The organism is Acinetobacter sp. CE-15 (genome assembly GCF_051059255.1).
GTDB lineage: Bacteria > Pseudomonadota > Gammaproteobacteria > Pseudomonadales > Moraxellaceae > Acinetobacter > Acinetobacter guillouiae.
The window spans coordinates 3781301-3794793 of sequence record NZ_CP192737.1 but is presented as its reverse complement, the minus strand read 5'-3'; the positions used below and the strand labels follow the sequence as shown (position 1 = coordinate 3794793).

General features: G+C 40.4%; 11 protein-coding genes. 9 read left to right on the top strand and 2 right to left on the bottom strand.

Features of this window, described 5'->3' with window-relative positions; genetic code table 11:
• Positions 1–60: 60 nt before the first annotated feature.
• Positions 61–2931, bottom strand: coding sequence for a ribonucleoside-diphosphate reductase subunit alpha (locus ACQ7EO_RS17410; RefSeq protein WP_081407422.1), 2871 nt, complete (start codon positions 2929–2931; stop codon positions 61–63).
• A 555-nt stretch (positions 2932–3486) separates the two neighbouring features.
• Here ACQ7EO_RS17410 and bfmR point away from each other — a divergent pair.
• The 4 genes from bfmR to ACQ7EO_RS17390 all read left to right on the top strand — a co-directional run bounded on the left by bfmR (position 3487) and on the right by ACQ7EO_RS17390 (position 6969).
• Positions 3487–4200: a response regulator transcription factor BfmR gene (bfmR, locus tag ACQ7EO_RS17405; RefSeq protein WP_004722855.1), complete on the top strand. Its 714-nt coding sequence runs from the start codon at positions 3487–3489 to the stop codon at positions 4198–4200.
• A 64-nt stretch (positions 4201–4264) separates the two neighbouring features.
• A complete protein-coding gene (gene bfmS, locus ACQ7EO_RS17400) occupies positions 4265–5893 on the top strand; it encodes a sensor histidine kinase BfmS (RefSeq protein WP_004722852.1) in 1629 nt (542 codons plus the stop codon).
• Positions 5894–6129: 236 nt separating this feature from the next.
• Complete coding sequence (locus ACQ7EO_RS17395) at positions 6130–6504, top strand: DUF7668 domain-containing protein (protein WP_434278170.1); 375 nt, start codon at positions 6130–6132, stop codon at positions 6502–6504.
• A 135-nt stretch (positions 6505–6639) separates the two neighbouring features.
• Complete coding sequence (locus tag ACQ7EO_RS17390; protein WP_434278169.1) at positions 6640–6969, top strand: hypothetical protein; 330 nt, start codon at positions 6640–6642, stop codon at positions 6967–6969.
• 324 nt (positions 6970–7293) lie between these two features.
• On the opposite strand, the gene ACQ7EO_RS17385 is transcribed toward ACQ7EO_RS17390, so the two are convergent.
• A complete protein-coding gene (locus ACQ7EO_RS17385) occupies positions 7294–7644 on the bottom strand; it encodes a hypothetical protein (RefSeq protein ID WP_004722847.1) in 351 nt (116 codons plus the stop codon).
• Positions 7645–8530: 886 nt separating this feature from the next.
• On the opposite strand from ACQ7EO_RS17385, the gene ACQ7EO_RS17380 reads away from it, so the two are divergent.
• The 5 genes from ACQ7EO_RS17380 (at position 8531) to nuoF (ending at position 13490) form a co-directional block, all read left to right on the top strand.
• Entirely contained in the window at positions 8531–9079 is a 549-nt protein-coding gene (locus tag ACQ7EO_RS17380) for an NADH-quinone oxidoreductase subunit A (RefSeq protein WP_004722844.1), read from the top strand.
• Between the two features lie 7 nt (positions 9080–9086).
• The gene (locus tag ACQ7EO_RS17375) at positions 9087–9764 is read left to right on the top strand and encodes a NuoB/complex I 20 kDa subunit family protein (protein ID WP_004722842.1); all 678 of its coding nucleotides are present in this window, start codon (positions 9087–9089) and stop codon (positions 9762–9764) included.
• An 86-nt stretch (positions 9765–9850) separates the two neighbouring features.
• Positions 9851–11638: an NADH-quinone oxidoreductase subunit C/D gene (nuoC, locus tag ACQ7EO_RS17370; RefSeq protein WP_004722840.1), complete on the top strand. Its 1788-nt coding sequence runs from the start codon at positions 9851–9853 to the stop codon at positions 11636–11638.
• Positions 11639–11652: 14 nt separating this feature from the next.
• Positions 11653–12162 carry an NADH-quinone oxidoreductase subunit NuoE gene (nuoE, locus tag ACQ7EO_RS17365; protein ID WP_004722839.1) on the top strand — a complete coding sequence of 170 codons (510 nt, stop codon included), beginning with the start codon at positions 11653–11655 and terminating at the stop codon, positions 12160–12162.
• Positions 12159–13490, top strand: a complete 1332-nt coding sequence (gene nuoF, locus ACQ7EO_RS17360) for an NADH-quinone oxidoreductase subunit NuoF (protein ID WP_034611088.1) — start codon at positions 12159–12161, stop codon at positions 13488–13490. Before nuoE ends, nuoF begins: the two co-directional genes overlap by 4 nt.
• Positions 13491–13493 lie beyond the last annotated feature (3 nt).

Here is a 13493-nt window from a genome sequence, read left to right as displayed (position 1 = left end):
CCCAAAGTCCCTCTTTTAAAAAGGGGGACTTTATTCCCCTTGAGGATTGGGGAGGATTACTTACTGACAAGCTTCACAATCTGGATTATCGATTGAACATGCTTGTGGTACTGGTGCTGCTTGAGCGAAACCATCTTCTTCAGCAGGCGCTTCGGGTTTAGTTTCTTGAGCAACCGCAGCCACTGGTGCAGCAACAGTTGTTGCTTTTACTGCGTTTAAAGCACCCGTGTTAATGGTTGATTTTTCCGCAGAGGTTGCACCTAATGCACGGAGGTAATAAGTGGTTTTAAGACCACGTAACCAAGCCATCTTATAAGTGATGTCTAGTTTTTTACCGTTTGCACCAGCGATATAAAGGTTCAATGACTGTGCTTGGTCGATCCATTTTTGACGACGTGATGCAGCATCTACGATCCAACGTGTATCGACTTCAAATGCAGTCGCAAAAATTGCTTTTAACTCTTCAGGGATACGTGCAATTTTTTGTACTGAACCCTCAAAGTGTTTCAAGTCGTTAACCATCACAGAGTCCCAAAGACCACGATCTTTTAACGCACGTACCAAGTACGGGTTGATCACTGTAAATTCACCAGAAAGGTTAGATTTTACATAAAGGTTTTGGAATGTCGGTTCGATAGACTGTGAAACGCCACAAATATTTGAAATGGTTGCTGTAGGTGCAATCGCCATCACATTTGAGTTACGCATACCGTCTTTTTGAACTTTAGTACGTAATGTATCCCAGTCCAAACGTTGAGTACGGTCAACTTCAAACATACGCTCTGGACGTGATTTTGCAACGATATCTAAAGAGTCGATTGGTAAGATACCTTGATCCCACAATGAACCTTTGAATGTTGAATACACACCACGTTCAACAGCAAGGTCGCTTGATGTTTGAATCGCGTAGTAGCTGATCACTTCCATTGATTCATCAGCAAAATCTACTGCTGCATCAGAACCATATCCCATACCCAATTCATATAAAGCATCTTGGAAGCCCATGATACCCATACCGACAGGGCGGTGTTTCATATTTGAATTACGTGCTTGTTCAACTGCGTAGTAGTTGATGTCAATCACGTTGTCGAGCATACGAACAGCAGTTTTAACTGTACGCGCTAATTTTTCACGGTCTAAAGCACCACCTTGAACATGTTGTACAAGGTTGATCGAACCTAAGTTACATACTGCGATTTCATCTTTATTGGTATTTAAAGTGATTTCAGTACATAAGTTAGATGAATGCACTACACCTACGTGTTGTTGTGGTGAGCGTAAGTTACATACGTCTTTGAATGTGATCCAAGGATGACCTGTTTCAAACAACATCGATAACATTTTGCGCCATAAGTCTTTCGCACGGATTTTCTTATGCAGCATGTTGTTTTCTTTTGCAATGCCTTCGTAGTAAGCATAGCGTTCAGCAAATTCACCGCCAGTTAAATCATGCAAATCAGGTGTTTCAGATGGCGTGAACAGTGTCCATTCAGCATCTTCAATCACACGTTGCATAAACAAATCTGGAACCCAGTTAGCCGTGTTCATGTCGTGAGTACGACGACGGTCATCACCAGTGTTTTTACGAAGCTCTAGGAATTCTTCAATGTCCAAGTGCCAAGTTTCAAGGTATGCACATACTGCACCTTTACGTTTACCACCTTGGTTTACTGCAACCGCAGTATCGTTGGCAACTTTAAGGAAAGGTACAACACCTTGTGACTTACCATTGGTACCTTTGATATATGAGTTCAAGGCACGTACTGGTGTCCAGTCATTGCCTAAACCACCAGCCCATTTAGAAAGAAGGGCATTGTCACGCATCGCACCATAGATGTCATATAGATCATCTTGAATGGTGGTTAAGTAACAGCTCGACAATTGTGGACGTAACGTACCTGAGTTAAACAGGGTCGGTGTAGACGCCATATAATCGAAGCTAGACAATAAGTCATAGAATTCGATTGCACGGTCTTCACGCTGTTCTTCATTTAATGCAAGTCCCATTGAAACACGCATAAAGAACAATTGCGGAAGTTCGAAACGTACATCATTTGAATGAATGAAGTAACGGTCAAATAAAGTCTGTAAACCTAAATAGGTAAATTGGTTTGAGCGTTCTGGTTTGATCGCAGCTGCCAATTTCGCAAGGTCAAAGTTTAAAAGCTCAGGAGAGAGAAGCTCAAGCTCGATACCTTTGTTTAAGTAAGTTTCGAGTGCATCGCCTTCGATGGTATCTGTGGCTAAACCTAAGAATTTTAAACCGGTCGCAACCAAGTCATCACGTAATAAACGTGCAGTTACATAAGTATAGTTTGGTTCTTGTTCGATACGGGTACGTGTTGCCATCATCATCGTGGTTGAGATGTCTGACTGTTTTACACCGTTATATAAGTTTTTAACTGTTTCATCGACAATGGCTTGAACATTGATGCCTTCTAAGCCTTCACTTGCTTTTTCAATCGTGGCTTGAAGTTTACCCAAATCTAGAGGCTGAAGCTGACCGTTCGCATCTGTGATTTGTAAGGTTGGGTGATGATGAGCACCAGTTTGTTTACGTGCATCAGAACGTTGTTCACGATAGATCACATATGCACGTGCAACTTTTTGTTCGCCTGTACGCATAAGCGCCAATTCAACTTGGTCTTGAATTTCTTCAATGTGAATTGTTCCGCCAGAAGGTAAACGACGATTAAAAGTATTCATCACCATCTCTGTGAGCTGAGTGATGCGATCATGAATACGGCTTGAATCTGCACTTTGTTGACCTTCTACAGCCAAAAAAGCTTTACCAATTGCTACAGAGATTTTATCTGCATCAAAAGCGGCAACATCACCAGTGCGTTTAATCACTTGTAGTTGACCAGGGGTTGTAATGGCGTTCATTGTCAGCGTAGCTCCATTGTCATCATTGTTATGTTTATGGACCATTTGAATCGGACAAACTGCAAAATTTGTTGTCACGATGTTTGAGGACTAAACACAATACTTAGTGGTTTAATTTAATTTAGAACACAAGATACGGTAATTTTAAGGGTAGATCAATATTGACATTTCAAGAATATTTTATCCCTGAAAAGTAAATTTTTATTTGCATCTTTTTACCTCAAAGCGTCATTTTTGTTATATGCCTTATGAGACAAGCACATAGCATAGCAAAGACTCCGCAGAGTGCTTATAGATAAGTGTGTGGATAACTCAAAAAACGATAAACTGATGAGACAGAATATGAACAATGAAATATTTTGTATAAAAATTAGTCCAGCTATTGATTGTCTTGAAGAAATTTAAAAATGATGTGTATTGATTTTATAAAACTGCCTACAATTCAATAGTTAATAAAAATATAACAAATTGATACGCTCATGTATCAGTTTGGTGAATGAGGTCTTGTTTACATTGTAAACGTGTGTATATTGCAAAACATAGTGTGTTGAATCTGCGAGATTTGTAGCAGACTCCAAAATCAAATATAGGGGCAAATAGATGAGCCAAGAAGAAAAGTTACCAAAGATTCTGATTGTTGAAGATGACGAGCGCCTAGCTCGCTTAACTCAGGAATACTTAATTCGCAATGGATTGGAAGTTGGGGTAGAGCCAGATGGTAACCGTGCGATTCGCCGCATCATTGCTGAACAACCAGACTTGGTTGTGTTGGATGTGATGTTGCCGGGTGCAGATGGTTTAACCGTTTGTCGTGAAGTTCGTCCACATTATCATCAACCGATTTTGATGTTGACTGCACGTACTGAAGATATGGACCAAGTTCTTGGTTTAGAAATGGGTGCAGACGACTATGTTGCTAAACCTGTTCAACCGCGTGTATTGCTTGCGCGTATTCGTGCATTATTACGTCGTACAGACAAAGCGCCTGAAGATGAAGTTGCACAACGTATTGAATTTGACGATCTTGTGATCGACAATGGCGGTCGTTCAGTGACACTTAACGGTGAGTTGGTTGACTTCACCAGTGCTGAATATGATCTACTCTGGTTATTGGCATCGAATGCAGGCCGTATCTTATCGCGTGAAGACATCTTTGAACGTCTCCGTGGTATTGAATATGATGGTCAAGACCGTTCGATTGACGTACGTATTTCACGTATTCGTCCAAAAATTGGTGATGATCCTGAAAATCCGAAACGTATTAAAACTGTACGTAGTAAAGGTTATTTGTTTGTTAAAGAGACTGGTCTATAAACGATGGGTCAGTCATCTAAGATGCTTGTCCATCACAGAACAGGCATAAAGAAGGTTAGTTTGCGTGTCTAAACACAGTATATTTTTGCGCATCTATGCAGGATTAGTCATTCTTGTTGTGTTGGTTGCCTTGTTTGGATATTTACTTGTCCAAATAATTAATTATCAACGTGCGCAGGAATATCGTGAGTCTCTCACAGATGGAATTTCATTTGTGATCAGTGAAGGTGTGGCACGTCAGCAAACTGAACAGCAGCGCCTAGATTGGATTTCAGATGCGTCTGATCTATTAGAACTTCCCATTTATTATCTCGAAGCGCGCAAAGTTGACTTATCTCGTACTGAAGAAAAACGTATAGAAAGTCAAAAAGCGGTGGTGCGTTATGATGCAGAACAAGGGATTGCCTATCTGGTGATAGGGATCAGAAATGACCCTAAACACTATTTATATATCAAAGTCGATCAAATTGGCGAACGCCAAATGAAGGCGCTTCCAGTATTTATTCTGGATTATTTGGTCTATTATCCCGGTCAAGAACAAGAATATCTTAAGAAAATTCAACAACATTTCTCTTATCATGTTGGTGTGGAAAAGATTTCTCAGCTCAATCTCGATTCCGAGCAAATTGGTCGTTTAAGGTCAGATCAAAGTGTGATTTTATGGCGTGACAGTGCAACTGTACGTGGTACCACCATTTCGATTGTTTCACCCTTACCAAACTCACCTACAGATGTGTTGGTGCTTGGTCCCGTTCCAATGTTTAACTGGATGCCCGTTAAATTGGCGGCCGGAATTACATTGCTAAGTATGTTCTTGCTCTGTTTGGGGGTGTATGGCTTGATTGTGCCGATGCAACGCAAGTTGAAACAGGTGAATGAAGCTTTAGATGTGATGAGAACAGGGGATATGTCGCAACGTGTACCTGTTGAGGGTTATGACGAAATGGCCAGTCTAGCCACCAGTTATAACAGCATGTCTGACCATATACAGCGTTTGATTGAAGCACAGCGTGAGCTAATGCGTGCGGTATCACATGAGTTACGTACACCTGTGGCGCGAATCCGTTTTGGTATGGAAATGCTGGCAGATGAAGATGACCATGAATATCGTTTGCAACAGGTCGAGATGATTGATAAAGACATTGAAGCGTTAAATACGCTGATTGATGAAATCATGACCTATGCGAAATTAGAGCAAGGTACACCTTCATTAGATTTTGAAAAAATTGTATTGATTGATGTATTAAAGCAAGTTGCGGTAGAAACCGAAGCATTAAAAACCCAAAAGATTATCCACCTTAACCCACTTTCATCTGATGTGATTGTCGATGCAGAACGTCGTTATTTACATCGAGTTGTGCAAAACTTGGTGGGAAATGCGATACGTTACTGTGATCATCAAGTCAATATCAGTGGTGGTGTCAATCACCAGACCAACATGGCCTATGTCTGTGTAGAAGATGATGGCCCCGGAATTCCAGAGGAAGACCGTAAACGTGTATTTGAGGCATTTGCTCGTTTAGATGATAGCCGTACTCGTGCTTCGGGTGGTTATGGTTTAGGACTTTCAATTGTTAGTCGTATTGCGTATTGGTTTGGCGGGACGATTGAAGTCGATCAAAGCTCAGATTTGGGTGGTGCAAGATTTACCATGTCTTGGCCTGTAGAGCGTTTTAAAAAGAAAAAAGCTTAATTGTTAAATCATGCTGTTAAATATTATTATCAATTAAGCGCTATTTGACTTGGTTCATCAGTCATCTTTAAAGTCATTGTTTAAGATAAAACAACCCTCATCCTAACCTTCTCCCAACAGGAGAAGGGACTTTCAATACAAAAATTCACTCAAAAATATTGGATGCCTTTTGATCTATATTTTTAGAAGATTGGAATTACTCCATCCACGGCAATGCGAAAAGTTGGGATCAGAAAATGACAAATGAAAATATTTTTCTAAGAGAATTTCCAATATATAAAGAATCAATGATAAAAATATTGAATCTTATGATTTCTGATGACTATGAGGAATTGGTGAAAAATAAACTGGCCTATCCATCAACGGCAAATGAATATAGAGTTGCTGTAAATGAATTTGCGCATTTAAGTGGATTTGTGAAAATGACACAAATCCCTGACGATGTACTGGGGGATACAGAGGTTTTTTCTCTCAAAGGAGATCGTGTTAATAAACATATAATTGAGGTCCAATTATGGTTTGATGATTCTGAATCAGATTTATATGCTGTTTTTTGTGCGCCAATAAATGCAGGTAAACTACTACATTTGTATGATATTTGCGTTATGTAAAAATAACGATATCTATCGGAACATCAAAACGTACTCTTTGTCAGACCTTTCTAAGCATAATTACGCAGACCAAACTAAATAGCTTGAGCATTGATGTTGATATTGATAATGATAATATTCATTAAGGGAATTTGAATGGTGAACGCTAATTTTGATACTACTATTGATCATGCATTTAATGGAAATGGGCATCCTGCATTTATAATAAAAATTGCCAACCAATATATTGAAATTAATATTTATATTTCAATGGACCAAGTGGAAGAATTGAAAAAAATAACAACAGATTCTGTTGCTTATATGAAGGCAGGAGAATCTGCCAACAGCCCAGTTTATTGGAAAAAAGGTGATGATGGCGAGATTTATATTTTGATCGGGGAGGATTGTGAATCTTGGGATATCGTATTAACCATCAGCATTGATTTAATTGCAGAAATTATCACAGGTATTACTGATCTTGTATAAAATTGAGTTTTTTAGAAGATTTTGAAGTCACTTCGAATGATCAAGGTTTATTTTTGCATCTTCGGTTTCAAAGGCCATTGGCAGTGTTGGTCGATACTGCCGCCAGTAAACTGATCCATGTCATCAACCTAGTACGCGATACTGTGTTCAAGTAATCAGCTTCGAGCACGACACCATGGGGCAGCGATCCTGTTGGGCTTCGTGTAGTGTGGATACTGGATGAATAAGAAGAATGCTATTGTGGACTGAAGGCTTGGTTTCAAATAAAAAAACCACCGAAAATTTCGGTGGTTTTTTATGTCTGAATGTTGCTTAGTCAAGATCTTATTGTTGAAGCGTTGCATCAGGCGCAATGATTGGCTTGCTGTCTCGTAATGCTTGTAATGCATCATGATTAAAGTCAATCAATAAGCTATTTTGTTCAGCGTCAATTTTATAACTGCTAATGATTTTTTGGTCACCTTGAATAGTATCAATACGATATTCATCTGCGATATTTAAAATCCCTTCTAGATTTGTCGTGGTTGCGGCAAGATCTTGGCGGAAAAGCTCATAAACATCTCTTAGATCAAAAATTGCATTTTGTGCATCAGCGTGTTTTTTGACGTAATTTTCAATATGACGAATCAGTAATTGTGCAAATAAAAAATAGTTTGGCTTGCTGCTGAATTCCATCTTGTTTTACCCCTAAATTATTGATTTAAAGTTGTTCATATTGAATAGCATATACATAAAAGTAGTTCAATGTGTATAGGCTCTGTAGACAATTCGTCTAAGTTTGCGACAATGAACACCTTTTACTGCAATTGGGTGTTAAATATACAATTTACTAATTTAAGTGGCGATAAGTTACTCACCTTTCAAACGGCTTTAGTTTAGGCGAGCTTGGCTGTGGTATGTGCGAAAAATGACATCATTGACAGTGCTGACTATTTCGAAAATTTAAATCAGAAAATAATAAGAGGGCACAAGGTAGGTCAAAAGTAGGCATTGAACATTTGGCGCTGGATGGTTTAAAGCGGGTTATTTCACTGAAATAAGTTGGTTTTGATAATAGTAAAGTATAAAAAATTATAAATAACTTTGTAATATTTAAAAATTATCACAATAAGATAATTTTTATCACTTGATTGATCTAATGTGACTATTTTATCACATAGAATGTAACAAAATATTTTAGATGGTAAATCCTTATATTTGTGGAAATTAGCCAATTAAATCGCAGAAAAGCATGGATAAATCGAAGCTTTTACTTGGACTGAATCGGATTAAGCTACTGATTTGTCATTTTTAATTCATGATTAAAAAATAAACTTCGGAAAAACTAATAAGAATAGGGATAGAAATTTGATAAAACGATAAGTCAGCGCTGTATCGCTGTGAATCAGGAAAAATTATGGCTTTTGTCTAAAAAATCATCCGAAAGACTTAGAGCTATTAACTAGCAACAGATGACATCAATCGGGTACAATTGACCAGATTTATTTTGTGTTTGGTGTATTTGCAAGGCCAATACATACATTCTTTGTTAAATAATAGGCCTGCCAGGAGTTATCCCCGCATGAGTGCCATTACTCCATACGATTGGGCAATCATTGCCTTCGTGATCGGCGTGACATTTTTATGTGTCTTTATGCTCACCGTTCCTTTGCTCCTTGGGGGTAAATCATGGGGACGTGCGAAGCAAGAGCAATTTGAATCAGGTGTGGTTAGTGCTGGTGGTGCACGTATCCGCTTGTCTGCGAAGTTCTACCTTGTTGCAATCTTCTTTGTTGTATTCGATTTGGAAGCCCTCTATTTATATGCATGGGCGACATCTGTACGTGAAGTAGGTTGGGTTGGGTTTTCAGCTGCAGCTGTATTTATTTTAGTTTTACTCGTTGGTTTGATTTATGAATTATCCACAGGTGCATTGAACTGGTCACCTTCAGATAAACGTAAAATCGCAGGGATTAAACCTAAAATTGGTTCACCAAATATGGACCTTGCAGAAATTACTCGCTTCAATTCAATTGAAGAGTTGGTGATGGATCCTACTGGAACTATTCCAGCTCAATCTTCTGGTCGTGTGAAAGATAAAACACCGACCATGTCTCTGAACAAGGAGTAACTCGGGAATGAAATATACTTTAACCCGTGCGAATCCAGAAGCTGAACAATATCCGCTTCAAGATCGTCAAATTGTGACAGATCCACTTGAAGAAGAAGTGAATAAAAATGTGTTCATGACTCGCTTAGAGGATGTGGTACACACAGCTGTAAACTGGGGCCGTAAAAACTCAATATGGCCTTTTAACTTTGGTACATCTTGCTGCTACGTTGAATATGCAACCACGTTAACTGGTGTGCATGACTTGTCGCGCTTTGGTGCCGAGGTTATTCGTGCTTCGCCACGTCAGGCAGATTTGATGATCGTTGCAGGGACTTGCTTTGTTAAAATGGCACCTGTAATTCAACGTTTGTATGAACAAATGCTTGAGCCTAAATGGGTGATTTCAATGGGTGCTTGTGCAAACTCTGGTGGTATGTACGACATCTATTCTGTTGTACAAGGTGTGGATAAAATCATTCCTGTTGACGTGTACGTTCCAGGTTGCCCACCACGTCCAGAAGCATTGATTCAAGCCTTGATGTTATTGCAAGACCAAATTCAATTAGAACGTCGTCCGCTCTCTGCGGTAATCGGTGATGATCTTCAGCCAGTGTATAAGCCAAAGATGATGCCAGAACGCGACCGTAAGAACGCTGAACGTATTGCAGTGAAAAACTTACGCTCTATGGATGAAATTGAGTAATTTTTTCTGATGAGTATTTGACATATCTGATGGATATGGTCATCAGGGAATTTGACAGAATTTGTATTAAATAGGAAGCCAAGCCAATGGCTGAAACTGAAATTGCTATGCCAGAATCGACTCCAGTTGATTCCCGCCCAGCATTTGCAATTGTAGAAGATCTCAAAGCCAAATTTGGCGAGAACTTTTACGTGCAACCGACGTTTGAAGATTTTCCGACGGTCTGGGTTGAGCGCGCACGTGTACAAGAAGTTCTAATGTACTTGCGTACAGTACCACGTCCTTATGTGATGCTGTTTGACTTATCTGCGGTCGATGAACGTTTGCGTAACAACCGTGATGGTTTACCTGCATCTGATTTCACAGTGTTCTATCACTTACTTTCATTAGAACGTAATAGTGATATTCGTATCAAAGTGGCGTTGAGTGAGAACGATATTAACGTTCCAACAGCGACCAATATTTGGCCAAATGCCAATTGGTACGAACGTGAAGCTTACGATATGTTTGGGATCAATTTCGAAGGGCATCCAATGCTTCGTCGTATCTTGTTACCAACCTATTGGGAAGGTCATCCACTACGTAAAGAATATTCTGCACGTGCGACTGAATATACACCGTACATGCAAGACAAGGCTAAACAAGATTTCGAACAAGAACATCTTCGTTTTGTTCCAGAAGATTGGGGTCTAACACGCGGTAACGCCGATGAAGACTTTATGTTCTTGAACTTAGGGCCTAACCACCCATCTGCGCATGGTGCATTCCGTGTAATTTTGCAGCTTGATGGCGAAGAAGTGAAAGATTGTGTGCCTGATATTGGCTATCACCACCGTGGTGTGGAAAAGATGGCTGAACGTCAAACTTGGCATTCATTTATTCCATATACAGACCGTGTTGACTACTTAGGTGGTTGTGCGCAAAACATGCCTTATGTCATGGGTGTGGAACAACTTGCAGGGATTACCGTTCCTGATCGTGCACAATGTATCCGTGTCATGATGTCTGAATTATTCCGTATCAATAACCACTTGTTGTATATCGGTACTGCGATTCAGGATGCTGGTGGTATGACACCAGTATTCTATATGTTTGCGGATCGTCAAAAAATCTATGACGCAATTGAAGCGATCACAGGTTTCCGTATGCACCCAGCATGGTTCCGTATCGGCGGGACAGCACATGACCTTCCAAACAACTGGCAAAAACTGATTCGTGAAATTCTCGAATGGATGCCAAAACGTTTGAAGGAATATCATACTGCTGCATTGAAAAACTCAGTATTTGTGGGTCGTACCCGTAATGTTGCGCAATACGATGCTAAATCGGCATTGGCTTGGGGTGTAACAGGTACAGGTTTACGCGCGACAGGTATTGATTTTGATGTTCGTAAATATCGTCCATACAGTGGTTATGAAAATTACGACTTTGAAGTGCCGTTAGAGTATGAAGGCGATGCTTACGCGCGTGTAATGGTTCACTATCGCGAAATCGAAGAGTCGTTAAAAATCGTCAAACAGTGTTTGGATAATATGCCTTCTGGTCCTTATAAAGCGGATCATCCATTGGCAGTTCCACCACCAAAAGATAAGACTTTACAAGATATTGAAACTTTGATTACGCACTTCTTGAGCGTGTCATGGGGTCCTGTAATGCCAGCTGGTGAAGCCTCTGTAATGGCAGAAGTGGTGAAAGGTGCGTCTAACTATTACTTGACTTCAGATAAGTCAACCATGAGTTACCGTACCCGTATTCGTACGCCTACTTTCACCCACTTGCAGCAAATTCCTTCCGTGATTAACGGCAGTCTTGTATCTGACTTGATCATTTATTTAGCGACAATTGACGTCGTTATGGCTGACGTGGATCGCTAAGGGGTAAACGCATTATGATGATTTTGACTGATAAAAAGCCACGTGTGAATGTTGAAGGGATTCTGACTAGTGAAGAAATCCATGAAATTGAACATCACATGGGTCACTACCCATATCCACGCGCAGCGTCTTTGGATGCTTTAAAGTGTGTACAACGCCGTAATGGTTGGGTGGATGACGCGCAGCTACATGCAATTGCTCAATTATTGACAATTACAACTGCGGATTTAGAAGGTGTTGCAACATTCTATAACCGTATATACCGTCAGCCTGTAGGTCGTCACGTAATTTTATTATGTGATTCGATTGCATGTTTCTTGATGGGTGCGGAAACTTTAGCAGAAGCTTTCCAACGTGAATTGGGTATCCAATTTGGTCAAACGACAGCTGATGGTCGTTTTACTTTATTGCCGATCTGCTGTTTAGGGAACTGTGACAAAGGTCCAACCTTGATGATTGATGAAGATACACACGGTTTGGTTGAAGTGACTTCTGTGAAACAGTTATTGGAGAAGTATGTATGAATACCGAACCAAGACCAATTTATGGCGAAGGAAACCCTGAAACTCACCCATTAACATGGCGTTTGAGTAAGCAGGAATTTGTTCGTAGTGCTGATGACTATGAAGCTTTAGAAGGCTATGCAGGCTTTAAAAAAGCGCTTTCTATGCCACCTAAAGATGTTCTTGAAGTCATCAAAGCAGCGACTGTAAAAGGTCGTGGTGGTGCAGGTTTCCCAGCAGGGATTAAATGGTCATTGATGGCACCCAATGATGGTGGTCCTCGTTACCTAATCTGTAATGCCGATGAAATGGAACCGGGAACATTCAAAGACCGTTTGTTGATGGAAAAACTTCCACATCAATTGATCGAAGGGATGTTGATTGCAGGTTATACCCTCGAAGCGACTCAGGGTTATATCTTCATTCGCGGTGAATACATTGAAGCTGCACAATACTTAAATGAAGCTTTAGAACAAGTGCGTGCTAAAGGTTATTTGGGTGACAACATCTTAGATACAGGTTGGAATTTTGACCTGCATGTGCATACCGGCGCGGGGCGTTATATCTGTGGTGAAGAAACTGCATTGATTAACTCACTCGAAGGTCGTCGTGCAAACCCACGTACTAAGCCTCCATTCCCGCAAGTTGCAGGTGCATGGGGCCGTCCGACCATCGTAAACAACGTAGAAACCTATAACAACTTACCAGCAATTATGTTGCGTGGGCCTGAGTGGTATATCGGTTTGTCTGCGGGTAAATCTAAAGATCCAGGCACTAAAATTTATGGTGCATCAGGTAAAGTGACTTTCCCTGGTCTTTGGGAATTACCGTTTGGTACGACTGCACGTGAAGTGATTGAAGACTATGCTGGCGGTATGCGCGATGGTCTTAAACTGAAAGCATGGTTACCGGGTGGGGCATCGACTGACTTCTTGGCTGCTGAACACATTGATCTTCCAATGGATTCAGAAAGCATTATGAAAGCAGGTTCTCGTCTAGGTACATGTTTGTTAATGGTCGTTGATGAAACCCAGTGTATGGTTTCTGCAACGCGTAACTTAGAAGAATTCTTTGCACGTGAATCATGTGGATTCTGTACGCCATGCCGTGATGGTTTACCTTGGGCGGTCAAAGCACTTGTCGCAATTGAGAAAGGTGAAGGGAAGATGGAAGACATTCAACATCTTCAAGAACTGACTCGCAAGTTGTGGATTGGTAAAACATTCTGTGCTCACGCACCAGGTGCGATGGAACCATTGATGGGTGCACTCAAATATTTCCGTAGCGAGTTTGAAGCTAAAGTGACAGATCGTCCTGTAGCCCAAGCCAGCCACGTAGAACAAGTTTAAGGA